This window comes from Pseudomonas sp. 05N432 (assembly GCF_056396945.1).
On sequence record NZ_JBFTMM010000018.1, the window covers coordinates 1 to 21,589 of the forward strand.

Genomic DNA, 21,589 nt, shown 5'->3' on the forward strand with positions numbered 1-21,589 from the left:
TTGGTTTGCATATGCTCGACGTAGGTGTCGTAGTCGGGCATGCCGACCATCAGGCGCGCGGCCTGACCGAGGTATTTACCGAGGCGACTCAGGTCATTGAACATGCTTGCAACCCTCGATTACGCTTCTGGAACAGCCTGGAATGGCGATTCTTTATCCGTGCGTTCTTTGCTGCCCCAGGCCGAGATACCGACCTTGATCGCATAGAACAGGATGCTGAAGACCACGAACAGGAACAGCGCCGTCAGCGTTGCGTTGGTGTAGGCGTTGTAGATCACGTGCTGCATCTGCGTGATGTCCTTGGCCGGGGCGAGRATCTGACCRTTGGCCAGGGCRTCGCTGTATTTTTTCGCCAGCGACAGGAAGCCGATCGCCGGGTTGGCGTCGAACAGCTTGATGAAGCCTGCGGTGGTGGTGCAGATCAGCAGCCAGGCGGCTGGCAGCAAGGTCACCCAGATRTAGCGCTGGCGTTTCATTTTGATCAGCACCACCGTGGCGAGCATCAGCGCGATACCGGCCAGCATCTGGTTGGAGATACCGAACAGCGGCCACAAGGTGTTGATGCCACCCAGCGGGTCGATCACGCCTTGGTACAGCAGGTAGCCCCACATTGCCACGCAACCGGCGGTTGCGATCAGGTTGGCGGTCCAGGATTCCGTACGTTTAAGCGCCGGAACGAAGGAGCCGAGCAAATCCTGCAGCATGAAACGCCCGGCACGAGTGCCGGCGTCGACCGCCGTCAGGATGAACAGCGCTTCGAACAGGATCGCGAAGTGGTACCAGAACGCCATGGTGTTTTCACCCGGCAGAACGCTGTGCAGGATCTGCGCGATACCGACCGCCAGGGTTGGCGCGCCGCCGGCACGGGCCAGCACGGTGGTTTCACCGATGTCCTTGGCCACCGCTTGCAGGGCGTCCGGGGTGATCGCAAAGCCCCAACTGCTGACGGTTTGCGCGACTTGCATCACTTCACCGCCGACGATCGCCGCAGGGCTGTTCATCGCGAAATACACGCCCGGTTCGATCACCGACGCCGCCACCATCGCCATGATCGCCACGAAGGACTCCATCAGCATGCCGCCGTAACCGATGTAACGGGCATTGCTTTCGTTATCCAGCAGTTTCGGAGTGGTCCCGGAGGCAATCAGCGCATGGAAACCCGAGACCGCACCACAGGCAATGGTGATGAACAGGAACGGGAACAGCCCGCCTTTCCACACCGGTCCGGTGCCATCGATGAACTGGGTCAATGCCGGCATTTTCAGCACGGGCATGGTGATCAGGATGCCGATCGCCAGGGCGACAATGGTACCGATCTTGAGGAAGGTCGACAGGTAGTCACGTGGCGCCAGGATCAGCCAGACCGGCAATACTGCCGCGACGAAACCGTAGCCGATCAGCATCCAGGTGATCTGGATCCCGGTGAAGGAGAAGGCCTTGGCCCAGACCGGATCAGCGGCAATCTGCCCGCCCAGCCAGATCGAACCGAGCAACAGCAGCACGCCGACAATGGAGATTTCACCGATGCGGCCCGGGCGGATGTAGCGCATGTACACGCCCATGAACATCGCGATCGGGATGGTCGCCATCACCGTGAAAATGCCCCACGGGCTTTCGGCCAGGGCCTTGACCACGATCAGCGCCAGCACCGCGAGGATGATGATCATGATCAGGAAGCAGCCGAACAGCGCGATGGTCCCGGGGATCTGCCCCATTTCTTCACGGACCATGTCGCCCAGGGAGCGACCGTTGCGGCGGGTGGACATGAACAGGACCATGAAGTCCTGAACGGCACCGGCCAGCACCACACCGGCGATCAGCCAGAGCGTGCCGGGCAAATAGCCCATCTGCGCCGCCAACACTGGACCGACTAACGGACCAGCCCCCGCGATGGCCGCGAAGTGGTGACCGAAAAGAATGTGTTTGTTGGTGGGCACATAGTCCAGACCGTCGTTATTGACGACAGCGGGAGTGGCTCGCAGTGGATTGAGCTGCATCACATTATTGGCAATGAACAGACTGTAGTAACGGTAAGCGACCAGGTAGATGGCCACTGCCGCGACCACAATCCACAAGGCATTGATCGCCTCACCGCGGCGCAAGGCCACTACGCCCAGGGCACAGGCGCCTACGATTGCCAGCAACAGCCAGGGTAAGTGGCGCAGCGGGCTATTATTATTTTTCATTTTTTTATTCCAGCCAGAGTGGACAAAAAAGACAGCCACCCCGAGTTTAGCGCTACTGGCGCCAAAGACCATACCCCGACGTAGGTCCTAGAGTGGCAGCCTGCGCGGATGCTGGTCTATAGTCAGCGAACACCCAGAGGATTGCGCCATGAGGGACCACCCCGCCAATCACCGCCGCTTCAAACGCATTGCCTTCGATGCCAAAACCGAACTCAGCCAAGGCGAACATCGGTGGCCGGTGAAGCTGCTCGACCTGTCACTCAAGGGCCTGTTGATCGAACGTCCCGAGCCCTGGCTTGGGGACGAAGAGAAGATGTTTTCGGTCGACATTCACCTGAGCAGTGACACCGAGATCCGCATGGATGTGCAACTGTCCCATGACAATAACCACCAGTTAGGCTTCGTCTGTCGGTACATCGATCTGGAGTCTGTCAGCAAACTGCGGCGGCTGGTCGAGCTCAACACGGGCGATCAGGCCGAACTTGAGCGAGAGCTGGGTGCGCTGATCCACATTAGACCACTCTTGTAGGAGCTGCCGCAGACTGCTCCTACAAGGGCTGGGTTTATTCAAATAACGCGTCCAGGGCCTGTTCCAGTCGCGTCACCGCGATGATCCGCAACCCGGCAGGCGCTTCCTTCGGCGCATTGCCCTTGGGCACGATGGCGCGTTTGAAGCCGTGCTTGGCGGCTTCCTTCAAGCGCTCCTGACCGCTTGGCACCGGCCGCACTTCACCAGACAAGCCAACCTCACCAAACACCAACAGATCATGTGGCAATGGCCGATTGCGCAGGCTGGACATCACGGCTGCCATCAACGCCAGATCGGACGCCGTCTCCAGCACCTTGACCCCGCCGACCACGTTGAGGAACACGTCCTGGTCGTGAGTCGGTATGCCTCCATGACGGTGCAGCACCGCCAACAACATGGCCAGGCGATTCTGATCCAGGCCAAGGGTGACACGGCGTGGGTTGGCCAGGTGGCTGTCGTCCACCAGTGCCTGAACTTCCACCAGCATCGGTCGCGTGCCTTCCCACGTCGCCATCACTACGCTGCCCGGCACTTCTTCCTGCGCGCGGGTGAGGAAAATCGCCGAAGGGTTGGAGACCTCTTTCAAACCCTTGTCGGTCATACCGAACACGCCCAACTCGTTGACCGCACCGAAGCGGTTTTTCACCGCACGCAACAGACGCAGGCGTCCATCCGACTCGCCTTCGAAATACAATACGGTGTCGACCATGTGCTCCAGCACTCGGGGCCCCGCCAAGGCGCCTTCTTTGGTCACGTGGCCGACGAGGAAGATCGCCGTGCCGCTCTGTTTCGCGTAACGCACCAGCAATGCCGCGCTTTCGCGAACCTGAGAGACGCCGCCCGGTGCCGATTGCAGTTGCTCGGTGAAAATCGTCTGGATCGAGTCGATCACCATGACCTTGGGTTTTTCCACCCGAGCCGTGGCGATGATGGTTTCGATGCAGGTTTCGGTCATGACTCGCAGTTGATCCTGCGGCAAGCCCAGGCGTCGAGCGCGCATGGCCACTTGCTGCTGGGATTCTTCGCCCGTGACATACAGCGCCGGCATCCGGGTTGCGAGGTTGCACAGGGTTTGCAGAAGGATGGTCGACTTGCCGATCCCCGGATCACCGCCGATCAGAACCACCGAGCCGTCGACCAGGCCGCCACCGAGCACCCGATCCAGCTCGCCGGACGCGGTGGAGAAACGTGGTATTTCTTCGACACTGACTTCGGCCAGCGTCTTGATCTGCGCCTGCTGCCCGGCCCAGCCGGTACGACCGCTGGGGGCAGCGGCACCGCCACTTTCCACCAGGGTTTCGGTCAGGGTGTTCCAGGCCCCGCATTCGCCGCATTGGCCGGCCCACTTGGGGAAGGTCGAGCCGCACTCGGTGCAGCCGTACATGCGCTTTGCCTTGGCCATCTGAACTCCCGGAAAAAACCGCGATGATAGCTCAGCTGGACACGATCAGCGCGGCGCCGGGGTACGGATTTCGCCCGCGGCCAGACGCGCGGCGCTGTTACCCAGCGGATCCTCGGCATTCAGGTCGGCCCCCTTGGCAGCCAACGCGTCGAGCAACTCGACCCGTTTGAACAGGCCCGCATACATCGCCGCCGTCTGGCCTGCGCCATTACGTTGCTCCGGGCTGCAATCGGTCGCCAACAGTCGCCTGGCTATTTGCACTTCGCCCTTGAAGATCGCCCCCATCAGCGCCGTATTGCCACGCAGGTCCTGGGCACAGGCATTGGCCCCGGCGCCGAGCAAGCGCTCTACCGCCGCAGACTGACCATGGTAAGCCGCCAGGATCAAAGCGGTGTAACCCTTGCTGTCGCGAGTCTCGAGGGAATAGCCCGCCTCGATGAACGTCTCGAGCATCGGCACATCGCCGCGACGAGCGGCGTCAAAGTAGTAATCCTGCAATTGCGCCTTGAGCGCTACCGGGTCCTTGGTCAGGTCGGCACCCGGTTCTGCATAAACGCTGCTCGCCAGGCTGGCCAGAAACAGGCAAAGATATATTCGCATGGCATAGCTCCTGGGCTCTCGCACGGAACTGAGTCGTGCGAGAGCCGGTTGAGGCAATGACGATCAGTCGACCAGTTTGTCCGCGAGCGCCTTGACGCGACTCAGATCCCCCTTGGCGACCTTGGTCACGCCAGTGCCATATTCCGGGTCAGCCTTATAGAGGAAGGACAGGATGATGTGCTTGCTTTCGTCATCCGTGGTGGCCAGCGAGCCACCAAAACTTTCGATCAGGTCGCTGCGCTCCTTCTTGTTGAACGAACGATACAGATCGCCGGCCTGCTTGAAGTTTTGCTCGCGCTGGATCTTCGCCTGCTGGGTCGTACCCGACAGCGCCGACTGGCTGTAGCGTGCCGCTTGAGGTTCCTCACGTGACTCCAGACGACTCGGCTGATAGTTCACACCGCCGTTGCTGCGACCCGTGTTCATCGCTCCGTCCTGGTTGCCGTTGTTCACCGTTACTTTTGGTGCATTGATCGGTAACTGCAACGCATTGGCGCCCAGGCGATACAGTTGCGTATCGGCATAAGAGAACACTCGACCTTGCAACAAACGATCTTCCGAAGGTTCAATTCCCGGCACTAGATTGGCCGGCGCCATGGCAACTTGTTCGGTTTCCTGAAAGACATTCGCAGGATTACGATTGAGCACCATTTGTCCAACTTTTCGCTCAGGGATACCCGGCCAGATCTTGGTAGCGTCCAACGGATCGAAGTCAAACTTGTACAGGTCTTGCGGTTTTAGAACCTGAACATACAAGTCCCACTTTGGAAAGTCGCCTTTATTGATATGAGCCACCAAGTCATTGGTCATATGACTGTAGTCTTGCCCCTGAACCCTGGTAACGGCTTGTGGGTCGAGGTTATTAATCCCCTGCAAACTCTTCCAATGAAACTTAACATAGCTGACTTCGCCTTTGGCATTGACCAATTTATAGGCGTGAACGCCATTACCGTCCATTTCCCGGTAGCTCGCCGGTGTGCCGGAGTTGGAATACAGCTCGGTCAACGTCCGAGTGGCTTCCGGGACATGGGAAAAGAAGTCGAACCGGCGTGAGTCATCATCCAGGTTGGTGCGAGGGTCTGGTTTGAAGGCGTGGACCATGTCCGGGAATTTGATTGCATCGCGGATGAAAAAGGTCGGGAAGTTATTGCCGACCAGGTCCCAGTTACCGTCTGCGGTGTAGAACTTGGTGGCAAAGCCTCGTGGGTCGCGCAGGGTTTCCGGGGAATGGTTGCCGTGCACCACCGCGGAAAAACGCACGAACACCGGCGTTGTCTGGCCTGCGGCAAAGACTTTGGCCTTGGTCAGGTCACTGAGATCATCGGTTACCGTGAAACTGCCATGGGCCCCCGTACCGCGGGCATGTACGACCCGCTCCGGAATGCGTTCGCGGTCAAAGCGCTGGAGTTTCTGGATCAGTTGCACGTCCTGCAACAGCACCGGACCAGTGGCCCCCGCAGTCTGCGAGTTCTGGTTGTCGCCCACAGCGGCGCCGTTATCACGGGTCAGGGTCGCCGCGTGAACGGAGAATGACAGCAGGCTGGCGGTCAAGACGCCGAATACACGGCGATGGGAAAAAGCCCCTTGGCTAATGGCGGTGGTCATGTCGAACTCCTCTGGTTTTGTGTAGCGCATCCAGGTGCGCTGAACAGAGGCTAGTGACCAGGCAGTCAAAACATAAATAGAAAGAACGCAATGCGTCGATTGAGAGTTTTTTCTGGTCTATCAGTAGGTTGGCGCGTATTCGCGCGCGATTGATGGCACTTTGTAAACTATTTGCCAGTAAGCGGGTCGATAGCAGCGAGCACTGTAAGAAGTTGTGTCGAGCAAGACCCGACGTGCTGATTTACACTGCGTTCACCAACCTCATCTGTAACAAGGAATAACCTATGGGCGTGATAAGTGAGTTCAAGGCCTTCGCGGTCAAAGGTAATGTGGTCGACATGGCCGTCGGTATTATCATCGGCGCTGCGTTCGGCAAGATCGTTTCGTCGTTTGTCGGCGATGTTGTCATGCCGCCAATCGGCCTGCTGATCGGTGGGGTGGACTTCGCGGACCTCTCGGTCACGCTGAAAGCGGCGCAGGGCACGGTCCCGGCAGTGGTGCTGGCCTACGGCAAATTCATCCAGAGCATCATCGACTTCCTGATCGTCGCGTTCGCGATCTTCGCGGGCGTGAAAGCCATCAACCGTCTGAAGCGCGAAGAAGCGGTGGCGCCAAGCCTGCCGCCGGTTCCGACCAAGGAAGAAGAACTGTTGAGCGAAATTCGCGACCTGCTTAAAGCGCAGAACAACAAGCCCTGAAGGCTGCGTTGCGAAATAAACGGCGCCTGATGGCGTCGTTTTTTTACCAGTAATTTTCCACAGCCACCTGACCAGGTCGCCGAGTCAGACTCAGTCGCATGTCGCGCGCTTTCAGCAAGTTGCGTGTGTCATCGATCATCTGCGGGTTTCCACAGAGCATCACTCGCGAATGTTCGGCCGTGATGGCGACGCCAGCCACCCGCTCCAGTTCGCCATTTTTGATCAACTGGGTGATACGCCCGCTCAACGCTTGCGGATGCGGCTCACGGGTGACCGTGGTGATAAATTGCAATTTATGGGCGTGCTCCGCCAAATACTCACGCTCTTCCAATTCAGCAATCAGCGCCTGATAAGCCAACTCCCGCGCTTCGCGCACGCTATACACCAGAATGATTCGCTCGAATTTCTCCCAGACCTCGAAGTCCTGCAGGATCGACAGAAACGGCGCAATTCCCGTCCCTGTGGACAATAACCAGAGATCACGCCCATCGACGAAGCGATCAAGGGTCAGGAAACCAAAGGCCTGACGGTCGACCATCAGCGTATCGCCCACCTCCAGACGACTCAGCTCGCTGGTAAATTCGCCACCCGGAACGACGATGGAGAAGAACTCGAGAAACTCGTCGTGGGGTGAAGAGACCATGGAATAGGCGCGCCAAACCGTGCTGCCGTCAGCCTTGGTAACCCCTAAACGGGCGAATTGCCCGGCACGAAAACGAAAGCCCGGATCTCGCGTGGTACGCAGCGTGAACAGACCGGGGGTCAATGGTTGGACATCGAGCAGGGTTTGGCGGGTGAACTTCTCTGCGCTGGCGGTCATGGGGCGCTCCATTGATCTGGTTACCCCAGTGTCCCGCAAAGCCGGATGAAGAAACACCGTCGGTTTGTAGTGGTATTAATGAACAGACGAACTGTTAACTAAAGAGTTAAAGGCAGGGTTCACGGCTAAAAGATGAAGATAGTTTTAATATCTCTACATCTGACGGACGAAGTCTCATGCTCTGTACAGGTTCTGTTCCCCTAAGAACCCGCTGTTCATTTAACGAGCCCATCAAGAGCAAAAAACTCACTTCACACATGTAATATTTATCCTACACTCGTGACGTAAAAATTAGATCCAATTAATGCCTGTGCGGCGAAGTGCAATGCAAGGAAGGTTTTCCATGGATACTTGGAAGGAAACTCAGCTAAAACAGTTGATTGGCGAGTTAGACATTGAAAATGCCTACAAAATAGCACTCGGTTTCTTTAATAATCTTGGCTACGAATTCTGCGCCTTTTCGATGCATTCCCATGCAACAACCCATTGTTTTAACAAGGTAAACCTTAATAATTACTCACAGCGCTGGAACACCCGCTATGAGCAAAACAATTACTGCTCAATAGACCCGACAGTAGCCCATTGCAATCACTCAATGCTGCCCATTCTCTGGGATAGCAAGACGTTCGCCGGCGTCCCCGATATGCAGCGCGCACTCGCGGATCAAGGCATGCAATACGGCTGGTCGCTTCCGGTACATGACCTGCGCAACCACAACAGCGGCATGCTCAGCGTCGCCCGAAGCCATTGTCGTATCACCACGTATGAACTCTATGAAAACCTCGGTTATGCGACGTTCATCAGCCATGCGCTGCATGTTCTCGCGATGCAAACGCTGGCCAGCAAGCAGCCGACTGGCTTGAGCGCGCCTCATTTATCGTCACGAGAAACTGAGGTTTTGAGCTGGACCGCGAAAGGCAAGACCGCGACGGAAATTGGGCTCATCCTCAATCTCAGCTCGCGCACGGTGCATTTCCACTTGAAAAATGCGATCCACAAACTGGGCGTCACCAATAGGATTTCTGCCGTGGTAAAAGCGACGAAGTGCCATTTCATCTGAGCCCAAGCCAGCACCACCGCTTGTCTGCGCTGACCACGACGGAAAACCCGCGAGTAATCCAACGGAAAAAAACGTACCATTTACACCCCTTCTGAGTGATGAAGCGAACGACACCGCGACGCAGTCCACTCAGGCGGTCCCGTCCAGCATCGAATACGTGCAAAACCGCGGGACACCCGTTGATTATCCAGAGTCCCCGCCCCATGCCCCTGCTCGAAACCCCGTTCGCCCAACTTGACCTGATCCGCCAGCCCGAACAGCAGAACGAACCGCTGCAAGCGTTCGATGCGGCCGACGAGTACCTGCTTAATCACCTGGCCGAACAGCAGCCCAACGCCGATACCCGGGTGCTGGTGCTCAATGACAGCTTTGGTGCATTGGCAGCGAGCCTTGTCGGCAAGGTTCAGGTCAGCAGTAGCGGTGATTCGTTTCTCGCCGCCCAGGCATTGGAAAAGAACCTGGTACGCAATGGCCTTCCCTTTGATGTCGTGTCAGTGCTACCGGCTAGCGCGCCACTGGTCGGTCCGTTCGATCGGGTACTGATCCGCGTCCCCAAAACCCTGGCGTTGCTGGAAGAGCAACTGATCCGCCTGCAAACGCAACTGGCACCCGGCGCGCAAGTGGTTGCTGCGGCCATGGTCAAACACCTGCCACGGGCAGCAGGTGATCTGCTGGAGCGCTACATCGGCCCGGTGCAAGCGTCGCTTGCAGTCAAGAAAGCCCGCTTGCTGATTGCCACACCCGACGCCAGACCACCTGCGCAGTCGCCCTACCCGACTCGCTACACACTCGACGAGCCGGCCATCGTGCTGCTCAACCACGCCAATGTGTTCTGTCGCGAAGGCCTGGACATCGGTACCCGGGCATTTCTCCCTCATCTGCCGAAAAACCTGGGCAGCGCGCGAGTCGCCGACCTGGGTTGCGGCAACGGTGTGCTGGCCATCGCCAGTGCCCTACAGAACCCTCAAGCCCACTACACGCTGGTGGACGAATCGTTCATGGCCGTGCAATCCGCTACCGAAAACTGGCAGGCCGCCCTCGGTGAGCGCGAAGTCATCGTGCGGGCGGGCGATGGTCTGGCCGGGCAGGAGCCGCAGTCGCTGGACGTGGTGCTGTGCAATCCGCCTTTCCATCAGCAACAGGTGGTCGGTGACTTCCTCGCCTGGCGGATGTTCCAGCAAGCTCGCGAAGCGCTGGTGGTGGGCGGCGCGCTGTACATCGTCGGCAACCGTCATCTGGGCTATCACAGCAAACTGGCGCGCCTGTTCCGCGGTGTCGAACAGGTCGCGGCAACGCCCAAATTCGTGATCCTCAAGGCCCGTAAATAGGCGCCGGCGCCCAGGTAAAAAAAACCCTCCAGCGGAGGGTTATAAATCCGTGCCGCAAGGCACGGGATGGGATGTTCGGGTCGATCAGTGAGTAGTCAGGCCTGCCGCATTCATGAACATGCGCATCAGGCTGGCCACGACAAACAGCGCCAGTACGCTGCCGGTCCAGATCATTACCAGCCAGCCAAGGCGCTGCCAGAGCGGCTTCTTTTCAGCCTGTTCGATTTCCTGCAAAGAGTGTTTACCAGCCATTGTCGAATGCTCCTGTCAGGCAGCTCGGGCACCTGGCCCGAGCCGCGGTCACGCAGACTAGTGGTAACCGTCGTCATGGGTCACCTTGCCGCGGAACACGTAGTAGCTCCAGAAGGTGTAGCCCAGAATGAACGGGATGATGAACAGGGTGCCGACCAGCATGAAGCCCTGGCTTTGTGGCGGTGCGGCAGCGTCCCAGATCGAGATCGACGGCGGCACGATGTTCGGCCACAGGCTGATTCCCAGACCGCTGTAACCGAGGAAGATCAGCACCAGGGTCAACAGGAACGGCGTGTAGTGAGCGTTACGGGCCACAGCGCGCAATAAACCGTACATCGTCACCAGCACCAGGATTGGCACTGGCAGGAACCAGAACAGGTTCGGCAGGGTGAACCAGCGCGCAGCAATCTCGGCATGGGCCAACGGGGTCCAGATGCTGACGATACCGGTCACCGCCAACACCACGAACGCCAGCGGACGGGCCAGGTCGTGCATTTGCTTTTGCAGCTTGCCTTCGGTCTTCATGATCAGCCAGGTGCAGCCGAGCAGCGCATAAGCAACGATCAGCGCCACGCCACAGAACAGCGAGAACGGTGTCAGCCAGTCCAGCGTGCCGCCGGCAAACTGCCGATTGACCACCGGAATGCCGTCGATAAACGCCCCCAGCGCCACACCCTGGAAGAACGTTGCCGTCAGCGAGCCGCCGATGAAGCACTTGTCCCAGATGTGCCGCTTGCGATCCTTGGCCTTGAAACGGAACTCGAAGGCCACACCGCGGAAGATCAAGCCGATCAGCATCAGGATCAGTGGCATGTACAGCGCCGACAGCACCACCGAATACGCCAGCGGGAAGGCGCCAAATAACGCCGCACCGCCCAATACCAGCCAGGTTTCGTTACCGTCCCAGACTGGTGCGACAGTGTTCATCATCACATCGCGGTCACGGTGGCCCTTGATGAAGGGAAAGAGAATGCCGATTCCCAGGTCAAAACCATCCATGACCACGTACATCATGATCCCGAAGATGATGATCACGGCCCAGATCAGCGGAAGATCAATACCCATGACTCAATTCCCCTTGTTCAGGCTGGCGTCGCCGTTTTCGTTGCCTTCATCGGCAGCAGAAAGCGGACGGGCCGGTGTACGTTGCTGCCCGGGACCACCGTGGCTCGGTTCGGCACCTTCGTTGATCTTCGGCCCTTTGCGCACCAGGCGCATCATGTAGCCAAGACCGACCCCGAACAGCGAGAAATACACCACGACGAACAGCGCCAGGGTAATGCTCATCTGCAGGAAACTGTGCATGGATGAAGCATCGGCAGTGCGCATCAGCCCGTACACCACCCACGGCTGACGACCGATTTCAGTGGTGAACCAACCGGCGAGTATGGCGAGCAGGCCCGATGGCCCCATCCACAGCGCCAGGTAGAGGAACGCACGGTTCGAATACAGCCTGTCACGCTTGCGCAGCCACAGGCTCCACAGACCGGTGAAGATCATCAGGAAACCCAGCCCGACCATGATCCGGAACGACCAGAACACAATGGTCGAATTCGGCCGGTCTTCAGGCGCGAACTCCTTGAGCGCCGGGACCTGTTTGTCCAGCGAGTGAGTCAGGATCAGGCTGCCCAGGTACGGAATTTCTACCGTGAATTTGGTCTTCTCGGCTTTCATGTCCGGCCAGCCGAACAGGATCAGCGGGGTCGGCTTATTGCCGACGTTTTCCCAGTGACCTTCAATCGCGGCGATTTTTGCCGGCTGATGCTTGAGCGTGTTGAGGCCGTGGAAGTCGCCGATCACCGCCTGAATCGGCGCAACGATCAAGGCCATCCACATGGCCATCGACAGCATGGTGCGGATCGCCGGGTTATCACGGCCACGCAACAGGTGCCAGGCGGCCGACGAGCCGACGAAGAATGCAGTGGCAACGAATGCTGCCGTAGCCATGTGCATCAGGCGGTAGGGGAACGACGGGTTGAAGATCACCGCGATCCAATCCACCGGAATCACTTGGCCGTTAACGATTTCGTAGCCCTGCGGGGTTTGCATCCAGCTGTTGGAGGCCAGAATCCAGAACGTCGAGATCAGCGTGCCGATGGCCACCATGACGGTGGCGAAGAAGTGCAGCTTGCGCCCGACCCTGTTCCAGCCGAACAACATGACACCGAGAAAACCGGCTTCGAGGAAGAACGCGGTGAGCACTTCATAGGTCAGCAGCGGCCCGGTGACGGAACCGGCAAAGTCCGAGAAGCGGCTCCAGTTGGTGCCGAACTGATAAGCCATGACCAATCCGGAGACCACCCCCATGCCGAAGTTGACGGCAAAGATCTTCGACCAGAAGTGGTAAAGATCACGGTAGGTATCGTTGTGGGTCTTCAGCCACAAGCCTTCGAGCACCGCCAAGTAACTCGCCAGGCCGATGGTGATCGCCGGGAACAGGATGTGGAACGAGATGGTGAACGCGAACTGAATTCGGGCGAGATCAAGTGCCTCCAAACCGAACATAAGTCTTCCTCTGTCTGGTAATACGGCTGCTGGCTGGAAGCCTGCACCCACCGCCCCCACGGTTATGGAGTATGGCGAATTCAAATTCGTTGTTTTTTTACAACCATCGCAACGCAGGGAGTCTGGCCATCTGGCCGTCAGAGCAAATCCACCAAGGGTTTTGATCTGGATCAAGTAACGATGAAAGAGTAGTCCCATTTTCAGCGCCCGCCTGTGTGGTCTTTTGCCGCGTGACAGGTTGCCTCACCGCTCTGTTCAGGGCTGCGGTATTGGCTGTGGCGAAGACAGGACGCGGGCTTCAGGATAGGTGTCTAGCTAACTAAATTCTCCGCACACGCAACTTCAGGTTACAAGTTGGTGATAATCTCGATTTTTCCTCGCTCAGAACTACCCGCCGATGCCGACCCAAGCCCCGCTGTTGTTGCGCCATCACCGCCCATTCATTGCCTTCTGGCTGGCTCGGGTGTTCACCGCCAGCGGTTTCCAGATGCTTACCGTGGCCATCGGCTGGAATCTCTACCAACTCACTGGCAACGTGCTGGACCTGGGTCTGGTCGGGCTTGTGGAGTTCGCGCCACGGGTGTTGTTCATGCTCCACACCGGGCATGTGGCAGACCGCTATGACCGGCGCAAGGTCGCGGCCATCTGCCAGTCCGTACAGGCGATGATCGCCCTCGCCCTGGCGATTGGCAGCGCCACTGACCACGTCACTCGCGAGATGATCTTCATCCTCGCGTTCCTGCTCGGCGCCGCCCGTTCATTCGAAATGCCGACCACCCAGGCGTTATTACCGACGATTGTCCCCAGTGCGCTGTTTCCGCGCGCGGTGGCCGCGTCCCAGTCGGCTCAACAGTCAGCCACCATCGTCGCGCCAGCGCTGGGCGGATTGTTGTATGCCTTCGGCAGCGTCTGGGTGTATGGCCCGACGGTGATTCTGTACCTCATCGCCTGCAGCCTGATGCTCAACCTTCCCGCACGGCAAACCCCGCTGAACAAGGGCAAGGCGACCCTGGATTCGTTACTCGCGGGGATTCGTTTCATTCGCAGCCGCCCGGACATTCTCGGGGCGATCTCACTGGATTTGTTCGCGGTATTGCTCGGAGGCGCCACGGCGCTGCTGCCGGTGTTTGCCAAGGACATCCTGCTGACCGGTCCCTGGGGATTGGGCCTGCTGCGCTCGGCGCCAGCGGTCGGGGCCTTGCTGATGTCGTTATGGCTGGCGCGGTTTGCCGTGGAACGCAACGTCGGACGGGTCATGTTCACGGCTGTCGGGGTGTTTGGCGTCGCGACCATCGCCTTCGGCCTGTCGACCTCGTTCTGGTTCTCGCTGGCGGTGCTTGTGGTGCTCGGCGCCGCTGACATGATCAGCATGGTGATCCGCGCGTCCTTCGTGCAACTGGAAACCCCGGACGAAATGCGCGGCCGGGTCAGCGCGGTGAACGGTTTGTTCATCGGTGCCTCGAACCAGTTGGGCGAATTCGAATCCGGACTCACCGCTCACTGGTTCGGCACCGTACCGGCGGTGGTGATGGGCGGAATCGGCACGCTGCTGGTCACCGGGACATGGATCAAACTGTTCCCGACCCTGGCCCAACGCGACCGCATGCATGTGCCGGTGGAGGAGGCGAAAGTCTCAGCGGTGTCTGCTACGCCAGCAACTCCCCCGCCACAGCAGCCCTGACGGCTTTGCCACACAGTCGTTCAACCAGCACCAAGGCAAACGCCAGGGCAGCACTCGAACCTTGAGCGGTGATGCAGTTGCCGTCGATGACCACGGGTTGATCGACGAACGTGCAGCCGAGCAGTTGATGACTGGCCGAGGGCAGGCAGGTCATGCGCCGCTGACGCAATACGCCAAAGGCTTGCAGCGCCAGCGCCGGTGACTCGGCGATACCGGCAAACATGCGCCCGGCGGCGGATTGATCCTGGACCAGTTGCAACAAGGGTTGATGAGCGGCCAGGCGCTGAGCGCCGACGGCGCCACCCGGCAAAACGACCAGGTCGAACGGTTGCGCCAACACATCGATCAGCATCGCGTCGGCGGTCAATCGGGTGCCACGGGCGCAGGTGAGCATGCGCCGTGACTCGATGCTCGCCACCACCACTTCGACTTTCGCCCGGCGCAACACATCGATCAGTGTCACGGCTTGCAGGTCGTCGATACCTTCGGCAAGGGTAATCAGGGCTCTAAAGGTCATGGTCTGCGTCCACAGGGTGATCCTTAAAGCGTAGTCAGCTTTGCTGACAGATGTTCGAGCGTGCTGTTACCCAGTGAAAGTTACTTGATGTACAGCTGCGTCGACAGTCTGTTGCCCGGTGCATTGATCGAGGTATTGCTKAACGTGAACGTCCCTTCCTGCTTACCCGCCAGATCAAAGGTGTAGAGGTTGCCGACAACTTTACTGGCCACGCCTGAGCATTCCGTCAGATTGCCGTTGCCATAGGCGCAGACCGGGGCCCGCACGCCATTGACTTCAAAGCCGTCCAGCGTTGCATTCGGCAGGCGGCCGTAGCCGATCTCCAGCACGTAGATCTTGATGTTGGGGCCTGCGTGATCGCACTTCGTCTTGTCCTGCCCTGGCGCAATATCTTCAATGCCGCAGGAGGTCGACTGGACCTTGAGCACCTTGACTTCGCTCAGCGGTGGTGCGGACGCTGCCAGTGCGGTGTGCGCACCGAGCAACATGGCGCCAGACAGGCCAAAAGCCAGAATCATCCTGTTCTTTATAGAAGACATATCCACTCCCAAAACCAGCGCGCAGTATGCCCCACTCCCTCAAACTGCAAAACATCGCCGACGATCAACGCCATTAGGCAGCCATAGCCGCACGCTGCTGGTATGATGCGCGGCTTTTTCCGACCGACAGAAAATACTCAGGCGCCTGGCACGGCCTGTGCCTTGCTGTTGAAGTCGATACATTCACGGCGCCGGGCGCGCCACGGGGAGCAGACATGCTGGAAAGGCTGTTTCAACTCAAGGCACACAACACCAACGTGCGTACCGAGATTCTTGCCGGTATCACGACCTTTTTGGCCATGGCCTACATTCTGTTCGTCAACCCGAGCATCCTCGGCGAGACCGGCATGGACAAGGGCGCGGTGTTTGTCGCGACGTGCCTGGCAGCAGCCATTGGCTCGACGGTGATGGGCCTGATCGCCAACTACCCGATCGCGCTGGCGCCGGGCATGGGCCTGAACGCCTTCTTCACCTACACCGTTGTTCTGCACATGGGCCATACCTGGCAAGTGGCGCTGGGGGCGGTGTTCATCTCGGCGGTCATGTTTTTCCTGCTGTCGATCTTTCGCATCCGCGAGTGGATCATCAACAGTATCCCGCTGGCGTTGCGCTCGGCGATTGCCGCTGGCATCGGTCTGTTCCTGGCGCTGATCGCCCTGCATAACGCGGGCATCGTGGTCAGTAACCCGGCGACCATGGTTGGCCTCGGCGACCTGAAACAACCGGCACCGATCCTCGCGACCCTGGGTTTTGCGTTGATCGTCGCCCTCGAAGCCTTGAAAGTGCGCGGTGCCGTGCTGATCGGCATCCTCGCGGTGACCATCGTTTCCATCGCCCTGGGCTTCACACCGTTCGGCGGCGTGATGGCGATGCCGCCTTCGCTGGCGCCGACCTTCCTGCAACTGGACATCAAGGGCGCGCTGAACATCGGTCTGGTCAGCGTGATTTTTGCTTTTCTGTTCGTCGACCTGTTCGATAACTCCGGCACCCTGATTGGCGTCGCCAAGCGCGCCGGCCTGATGGGCAAGGACGGCCACATGCCGAAAATGGGTCGTGCGCTGATCGCCGACAGCACCGCGGCCATGGCCGGTTCCCTGCTGGGCACCTCGACCACCACCAGTTACATCGAGTCGGCGGCGGGCGTCAGTGCCGGCGGCCGTACTGGCCTGACAGCCGTCGTGGTGGCCGTTCTGTTCCTGCTGGCGTTGTTCTTCGCACCACTGGCCGCCAGCGTACCGGCCTTCGCCACCGCACCAGCCTTGCTGTTCGTCGCCGTACTGATGACCTCGGGCCTGGCGGAAATAGACTGGGACGACATCACCGTTGCCGCGCCCGTGGTCGTTACCGCACTGGCCATGCCATTCACTTACTCCATCGCCAACGGTATCGCGTTCGGGTTCATTTCCTGGACCGCGATCAAGTTGCTGTCCGGTCGTGGCCGTGAACTGAACTCGGCGTTGGTGGTTCTGTCGATTCTGTTCGTGATCAAGTTGGGTTGGTTCAACGCATGACTTTCGATTCCCAGGCTTACACCGCTCAGCTCGAAGAAAAGGCCACGCGCCTGCGTGACCTGCTGGCGCCGTTCGATGCACCCGAACCTGCGGTGTTCGACTCGCCGCTGGCGAACTTTCGCCTGCGCGCCGAATTCCGCCTGTGGCGCGAAGCCGGCGAGCGTCATTACGCGATGTTCTCCCAGGAAGACAAACGCACGCCGATCCTGATCGAAGAGTTCCCGATCGCAAGCCAGCGTATCAACCAGTTGATGCCGCAGCTCAAGGCCGCCTGGCAAGCCAGCGCCGCCCTGAGCCACAAGCTGTTTCAGGTGGAGTTCCTGACCACCCTGGCCGGCGATGCGATGATCACCTTGTGTTATCACCGCCCGCTGGACGAGCACTGGCACGCGGCGGCGTCGAAACTGGCCGCGGACCTCAATGTCAGCGTGATCGGTCGCTCCAAGGGCAAACGCGAAGTGATCGGCCATGATTATGTGGTCGAGAAACTTGAAGTCGGCGGTCGTACCTTCAGCTATCGCCAACCGGAAGGCGCGTTCACCCAGCCGAACGGTACGGTGAACCAGAAGATGCTCAACTGGGCTTACGACGCTCTGGGCGATCGCTCCGACGACTTGCTGGAGTTGTATTGCGGTAACGGCAACTTCACCCTGCCGCTGGCGACCCGCGTGCGCAAAGTGCTGGCCACCGAAATCAGCAAGACCTCGGTGAATGCGGCGCTGAGCAACCTCAGTGAAAACACTGTGGATAACGTCACTTTGGTGCGTCTGTCTGCTGAAGAGCTGACCGAAGCGCTGAATGAAGTTCGCCCGTTCCGCCGTTTGCACGGCATTGATCTGAAGAGCTACGAGTTCGGTAGCGTGTTCGTCGACCCACCGCGCGCCGGCATGGACCCGGACACGTGCGAGCTGACCCGACGCTTCGAGAACATTCTGTACATTTCGTGCAATCCGGAAACACTGGCGGCCAACATCGCCCAATTGCACGACACCCACCGCATCACCCGCTGCGCGATGTTCGATCAGTTCCCGTGGACGCACCACATGGAATCCGGGGTCTTGCTGACCCGACGTTGATTACATTCGCTCAATACAAAAAACCCGGCCGAAGCCGGGTTTTTTGTCAACCGATCACTGCATCCACGGCGGAGGCGGCTCTTCGGTTTTGCCCGGAGGGGCGTCGTCTGCGGCGCGAACCGCTTGCCGACGCTCCTCGTCAAGGCGCGCGGCCTCGATCTCACGCATGATGCCGCCCACGTCCGCCAACTCTTCCGGCTCGTCGAACTCACCGGTCAGCACGCTGGCCGGGTGCAGGGTGCCGGCTTCATACAGGGCCCACATTTCCTTGGCGTACTTGGTCCGCTTCAACTCCGGCGCAAAGCGCCCGAAATACGAGGCCATGTTGCCCACGTCACGCTCCAGCATGCTGAACGCGTGGTTGTTGCCGGCAGCGTCGACTGCCTGGGGCAGGTCGATGATCACCGGGCCGTCCGGGGTCAGCAATACGTTGAACTCGGACAGGTCACCGTGCACCAGACCGGTACACAGCATCAGCACGATCTGCGAAATCAGGAAGGCGTGGTATTCACGCGCCTGATCCGCTTCCAGCACCACGTCGTTGAGACGCGGCGCGGCATCGCCGTACTCGTCCGCCACCAGTTCCATCAGCAGCACGCCTTCCAGGAAGTCGAACGGCTTGGGCACTCGCACCCCGGCACTGGCCAAACGGAACAATGCCGCAACCTCGGCGTTCTGCCAGGCGTCTTCGGTTTCTTTACGACCGAACTTGGAGCCCTTGGCCATGGCGCGAGCCTGACGGCTGTTACGGACCTTGCGACCTTCCTGATACTCGGCCGCCTGACGAAAACTTCGTTTATTCGCCTCCTTGTAAACCTTGGCGCAACGTAACTCGTTGCCGCAGCGCACCACATAAACAGCTGCTTCTTTACCACTCATGAGTGGGCGCAGCACCTCGTCAACCAGACCGTCCTCGATCAGCGGTTCAATGCGTTTTGGAGTCTTCATCAGCTTTTATTGTGGGTCCTTTATTACCAAACACGCGAATGTCATTCGTTATACGGCAATCCTCTCCTGTCGGGGAGGGGTTGCCGACCTATGAACGTTGCAGATGCACCCAATGTGCCAGATTAATCAGGTAAACCCTGTTGAGCGACGAAGATCATAGCCGAGAGTCAGCCGCACGTTGGCGACTGGATCAGCGGGCATTTGCGACAGAGTCTGAGATCAGACAAGTCACTCCTTGTAGGATTTTTACCAATAACCCTCAATTTCCGCCCCTGGCGGCCGAAGTCCTAACAGAGAAAGGAATTTGTCCGACAATCCGCGAGTCATCAGCACTGCGTGGGCTTAATAAGAAAAAAAATCTGGAGCGCGGATGAACATCAAACAAAAACTGACGTGGGCGTTCGCAGTCATCGCCTGCTTGCCGGTTGTGCTGGTCGCCACCCTGGTGGTCATGAACCTGCGCAGCGATGCCAAAGATAACTTTGTCGACGGCAGCGGTCGAGAGATCCGCCAGGTCAGCAATGCCATGCAACTGTTCTTCGACGGCATCAGCCAGAACGTCAACTACCTGGCCTCCCAGCCGTTGATCAAAAACACCGACGCCAGCCTCAAGACCTACATGAGCGCCAATGCGACGGAGATTCCGCAAGGCGAGATGGACAAGCAGGTGTTTGCTTTGCTGCAAGACCTGGGCGCCAGTCATCCGTCATACGCGTACGCCATCATTGGCACCAGTGCCGGGGGTTACGTGTCCTGGCCCGATGACCCGAAACTGGCCAATTACGACCCGCGCCAGCGTCCCTGGTACAAAGCGGCACAAGCCAAACCGGGCAAACCGTTTCGCACCGAGGCTTATTACTGGGCTCAGGATGATGCGACTTACGTCAGTACCGTGCGCACCCTCGACAACAAGCTCGGCACCAATGGTGGCGTGGTCAGCATCGACGTGACGCTCAAGCAGCTCACCGAGATCGTCAAACAGATCAAGCTCGGTGAAACCGGCTACCTGATGCTGATGGAAAACAACGGCACCGTGCTGGTCGACCCGAAACAGCCAGAGCACAACTTCAAAGCGCTGAGCAGCCTGGGCGACGGTTACGCACAACTGGCCAAGGCCGGCAAAGGCCTGGTCGAAGTCGAGTTGAACGGCGAGCGCTACATGGCCAACGTCTGGCCGTCGGAACAACTGGGCTGGACCTTCATCGGCCTGATCAAGCAAACCGACGTCATGAGCTCCGCCACTGCGCTGACCTGGCTGATCGCGATCATCGCCGCCGTTCTCGCCGTGTTCTTCGCCGTGGTCGGCGCCAGTTTCGCCAGCCTCATCGTGCGGCCGATCCGCAGCGTTGCCAGCGGCCTGGAAGGCATTGCCCAAGGTGAAGGTGACCTGACCCAGAACCTGCAGATCCGTGGCAGCGACGAAACCGCGCAACTGGCCAACTGGTTCAACCAGTTCCTCGCCGCGATTCGCAGCCTGATCCAGCACATCGGCGGCGCTGCGACCAAAATTCTTGCCAACTCGCAAAGCGCGACCCGGGTCTCCAGCGACATGGCCGACGCCGCCGGGCGCCAACGTGAAGCGGTGGACATGGTGTCCACGGCCTTCCATGAGATGGTCGCCACCGCCAACGAAGTCGCGCGTTCCTGCAGCCAGGCCGCCGAGTCGGCCGACAGCGGTCAGCGTCAGGCCCGCGAAGGTCAGCAACAGATCGATGCGGCCGTGCACAGCGTCGACAAGTTGAGCCAGGAAATCGAACAGTCGGCGCAGTCAATGCAGCAGCTGGAACGCGACAGCAATGACATTCAGTCGATCCTCGGCACCATTCGCTCCATCGCCGAACAAACCAACCTGCTGGCACTGAACGCCGCGATCGAAGCGGCCCGTGCTGGCGAGCAAGGTCGCGGTTTTGCGGTGGTAGCCGACGAGGTTCGCGCACTGGCCAAGCGCACGGCCGATTCCACCGCGGAAATCGACGGACTGCTCGGCAACCTGGCCAAACGTACCAGTCAAGTCACCCAGCAGATGCACGCCAGCCTCGAGGTGTCGCAACAGTCGGTCAGCCGGATCGGCGAAGCGCGCAACAGTTTTGGGCAGATCCGCGAGTCGGTGGACGTGATCCGCGACATGAACACCCAGATCGCCACGGCCGCGGAAGAACAGCATCAGGTCGCCGAAGACATCAATCGGCACATCAGCCAGATCCATGGCGATGCGCAGTTGGTGGCCGAACTGGCCAACTCGGCACGACTCGACTCCCAGAGTCTGGCGGGGCTGTCGAATGAGCTGGACGGGTTGGTTCGGCGGTTCCGTACCTGATAATAGAATCAGGGT

Annotated in this window: 20 protein-coding genes and 1 pseudogene; 9 read left to right on the forward strand and 12 right to left on the reverse strand. The window is 59.2% G+C overall.

Translation table 11 applies throughout. The annotated features are described in order from the left end of the window. Both AC1DHT_RS19910 and AC1DHT_RS19915 read right to left on the reverse strand, forming a co-directional pair. Positions 1-104, reverse strand: a 104-nt coding sequence (locus tag AC1DHT_RS19910; protein WP_442114540.1) for a CstA-like transporter-associated (seleno)protein, incomplete at its 3' end; no start/stop codon positions are given. Positions 105-119: 15 nt separating this feature from the next. Then, a complete protein-coding gene (locus AC1DHT_RS19915; protein WP_429538993.1) occupies positions 120-2,186 on the reverse strand; it encodes a carbon starvation CstA family protein in 2,067 nt (688 codons plus the stop codon). Positions 2,187-2,334: 148 nt separating this feature from the next. Between AC1DHT_RS19915 and AC1DHT_RS19920 the strand changes: the two genes are divergently transcribed. After that, positions 2,335-2,715 carry a PilZ domain-containing protein gene (locus AC1DHT_RS19920; RefSeq protein WP_347928832.1) on the forward strand — a complete coding sequence of 127 codons (381 nt, stop codon included), beginning with the start codon at positions 2,335-2,337 and terminating at the stop codon, positions 2,713-2,715. 34 nt (positions 2,716-2,749) lie between these two features. Here the strand turns inward: AC1DHT_RS19920 and radA are convergent, their stop codons facing one another. The 3 genes from radA to katB form a co-directional block, all read right to left on the reverse strand. Beyond that, positions 2,750-4,117 (reverse strand): DNA repair protein RadA, encoded by a 1,368-nt coding sequence (radA, locus tag AC1DHT_RS19925; protein WP_019691594.1) that lies wholly within the window; start codon positions 4,115-4,117, stop codon positions 2,750-2,752. 45 nt (positions 4,118-4,162) lie between these two features. Continuing rightward, the gene (locus tag AC1DHT_RS19930; protein WP_347928831.1) at positions 4,163-4,717 is read right to left on the reverse strand and encodes an ankyrin repeat domain-containing protein; all 555 of its coding nucleotides are present in this window, start codon (positions 4,715-4,717) and stop codon (positions 4,163-4,165) included. A 63-nt stretch (positions 4,718-4,780) separates the two neighbouring features. Beyond that, positions 4,781-6,322 (reverse strand): catalase KatB, encoded by a 1,542-nt coding sequence (gene katB / locus AC1DHT_RS19935; RefSeq protein WP_427537979.1) that lies wholly within the window; start codon positions 6,320-6,322, stop codon positions 4,781-4,783. A 284-nt stretch (positions 6,323-6,606) separates the two neighbouring features. Between katB and mscL the strand changes: the two genes are divergently transcribed. Continuing rightward, positions 6,607-7,020, forward strand: coding sequence for a large-conductance mechanosensitive channel protein MscL (mscL, locus tag AC1DHT_RS19940; RefSeq protein ID WP_427537982.1), 414 nt, complete (start codon positions 6,607-6,609; stop codon positions 7,018-7,020). Positions 7,021-7,063: 43 nt separating this feature from the next. Here mscL and AC1DHT_RS19945 read toward each other — a convergent pair whose 3' ends face one another. Further along, positions 7,064-7,840: a ferredoxin--NADP reductase gene (locus AC1DHT_RS19945; RefSeq protein ID WP_427537985.1), complete on the reverse strand. Its 777-nt coding sequence runs from the start codon at positions 7,838-7,840 to the stop codon at positions 7,064-7,066. Positions 7,841-8,183: 343 nt separating this feature from the next. Here AC1DHT_RS19945 and AC1DHT_RS19950 point away from each other — a divergent pair, with 343 nt between their 5' ends. Both AC1DHT_RS19950 and AC1DHT_RS19955 read left to right on the forward strand, forming a co-directional pair. After that, on the forward strand, positions 8,184-8,900 hold the full coding sequence (locus AC1DHT_RS19950) for an autoinducer binding domain-containing protein (protein WP_427537988.1): 717 nt from the start codon (positions 8,184-8,186) through the stop codon (positions 8,898-8,900). 203 nt (positions 8,901-9,103) lie between these two features. Further along, positions 9,104-10,228 (forward strand): methyltransferase, encoded by a 1,125-nt coding sequence (locus AC1DHT_RS19955; RefSeq protein WP_427537991.1) that lies wholly within the window; start codon positions 9,104-9,106, stop codon positions 10,226-10,228. 84 nt (positions 10,229-10,312) lie between these two features. On the opposite strand, the gene AC1DHT_RS19960 is transcribed toward AC1DHT_RS19955, so the two are convergent. The 3 genes from AC1DHT_RS19960 to AC1DHT_RS19970 are packed head-to-tail and all read right to left on the reverse strand — an operon-like array spanning position 10,313 to position 12,985. Continuing rightward, positions 10,313-10,480, reverse strand: coding sequence for a DUF2474 domain-containing protein (locus tag AC1DHT_RS19960; RefSeq protein WP_427534066.1), 168 nt, complete (start codon positions 10,478-10,480; stop codon positions 10,313-10,315). Between the two features lie 57 nt (positions 10,481-10,537). Then, positions 10,538-11,545 (reverse strand): cytochrome d ubiquinol oxidase subunit II, encoded by a 1,008-nt coding sequence (gene cydB / locus AC1DHT_RS19965; protein WP_427537994.1) that lies wholly within the window; start codon positions 11,543-11,545, stop codon positions 10,538-10,540. Positions 11,546-11,548: 3 nt separating this feature from the next. Continuing rightward, on the reverse strand, positions 11,549-12,985 hold the full coding sequence (locus AC1DHT_RS19970; RefSeq protein WP_427537997.1) for a cytochrome ubiquinol oxidase subunit I: 1,437 nt from the start codon (positions 12,983-12,985) through the stop codon (positions 11,549-11,551). 397 nt (positions 12,986-13,382) lie between these two features. On the opposite strand from AC1DHT_RS19970, the gene AC1DHT_RS19975 reads away from it, so the two are divergent. Beyond that, positions 13,383-14,666: an MFS transporter gene (locus tag AC1DHT_RS19975; protein ID WP_427538000.1), complete on the forward strand. Its 1,284-nt coding sequence runs from the start codon at positions 13,383-13,385 to the stop codon at positions 14,664-14,666. On the opposite strand, the gene AC1DHT_RS19980 is transcribed toward AC1DHT_RS19975, so the two are convergent. Both AC1DHT_RS19980 and AC1DHT_RS19985 read right to left on the reverse strand, forming a co-directional pair. Continuing rightward, entirely contained in the window at positions 14,632-15,183 is a 552-nt protein-coding gene (locus AC1DHT_RS19980; protein ID WP_427538003.1) for a DJ-1 family glyoxalase III, read from the reverse strand. The two genes, AC1DHT_RS19975 and AC1DHT_RS19980, sit on opposite strands and share 35 nt — an antisense overlap. Before the next feature lie 80 nt (positions 15,184-15,263). Next, entirely contained in the window at positions 15,264-15,722 is a 459-nt protein-coding gene (locus tag AC1DHT_RS19985; protein ID WP_477761437.1) for a DUF4879 domain-containing protein, read from the reverse strand. Positions 15,723-15,937: 215 nt separating this feature from the next. On the opposite strand from AC1DHT_RS19985, the gene AC1DHT_RS19990 reads away from it, so the two are divergent. Both AC1DHT_RS19990 and trmA read left to right on the forward strand, forming a co-directional pair. Continuing rightward, positions 15,938-17,233: an NCS2 family permease gene (locus AC1DHT_RS19990; protein ID WP_427538009.1), complete on the forward strand. Its 1,296-nt coding sequence runs from the start codon at positions 15,938-15,940 to the stop codon at positions 17,231-17,233. Continuing rightward, positions 17,230-18,309, forward strand: a complete 1,080-nt coding sequence (gene trmA / locus AC1DHT_RS19995) for a tRNA (uridine(54)-C5)-methyltransferase TrmA (protein ID WP_427538012.1) — start codon at positions 17,230-17,232, stop codon at positions 18,307-18,309. Before AC1DHT_RS19990 ends, trmA begins: the two co-directional genes overlap by 4 nt. 54 nt (positions 18,310-18,363) lie before the next feature. Here trmA and AC1DHT_RS20000 read toward each other — a convergent pair whose 3' ends face one another. After that, the gene (locus AC1DHT_RS20000) at positions 18,364-19,257 is read right to left on the reverse strand and encodes a PA4780 family RIO1-like protein kinase (protein WP_054595482.1); all 894 of its coding nucleotides are present in this window, start codon (positions 19,255-19,257) and stop codon (positions 18,364-18,366) included. A gap of 526 nt (positions 19,258-19,783) precedes the next feature. Between AC1DHT_RS20000 and AC1DHT_RS20005 the strand changes: the two are divergent. Further along, positions 19,784-20,716 (forward strand): annotated as a pseudogene (locus AC1DHT_RS20005) (cache domain-containing protein); the annotation flags it as partial. Positions 20,717-20,845: 129 nt separating this feature from the next. Further along, the gene (locus AC1DHT_RS20010) at positions 20,846-21,574 is read left to right on the forward strand and encodes a methyl-accepting chemotaxis protein (protein WP_371917734.1); all 729 of its coding nucleotides are present in this window, start codon (positions 20,846-20,848) and stop codon (positions 21,572-21,574) included. The last annotated feature ends 15 nt before the right edge of the window (positions 21,575-21,589 follow it).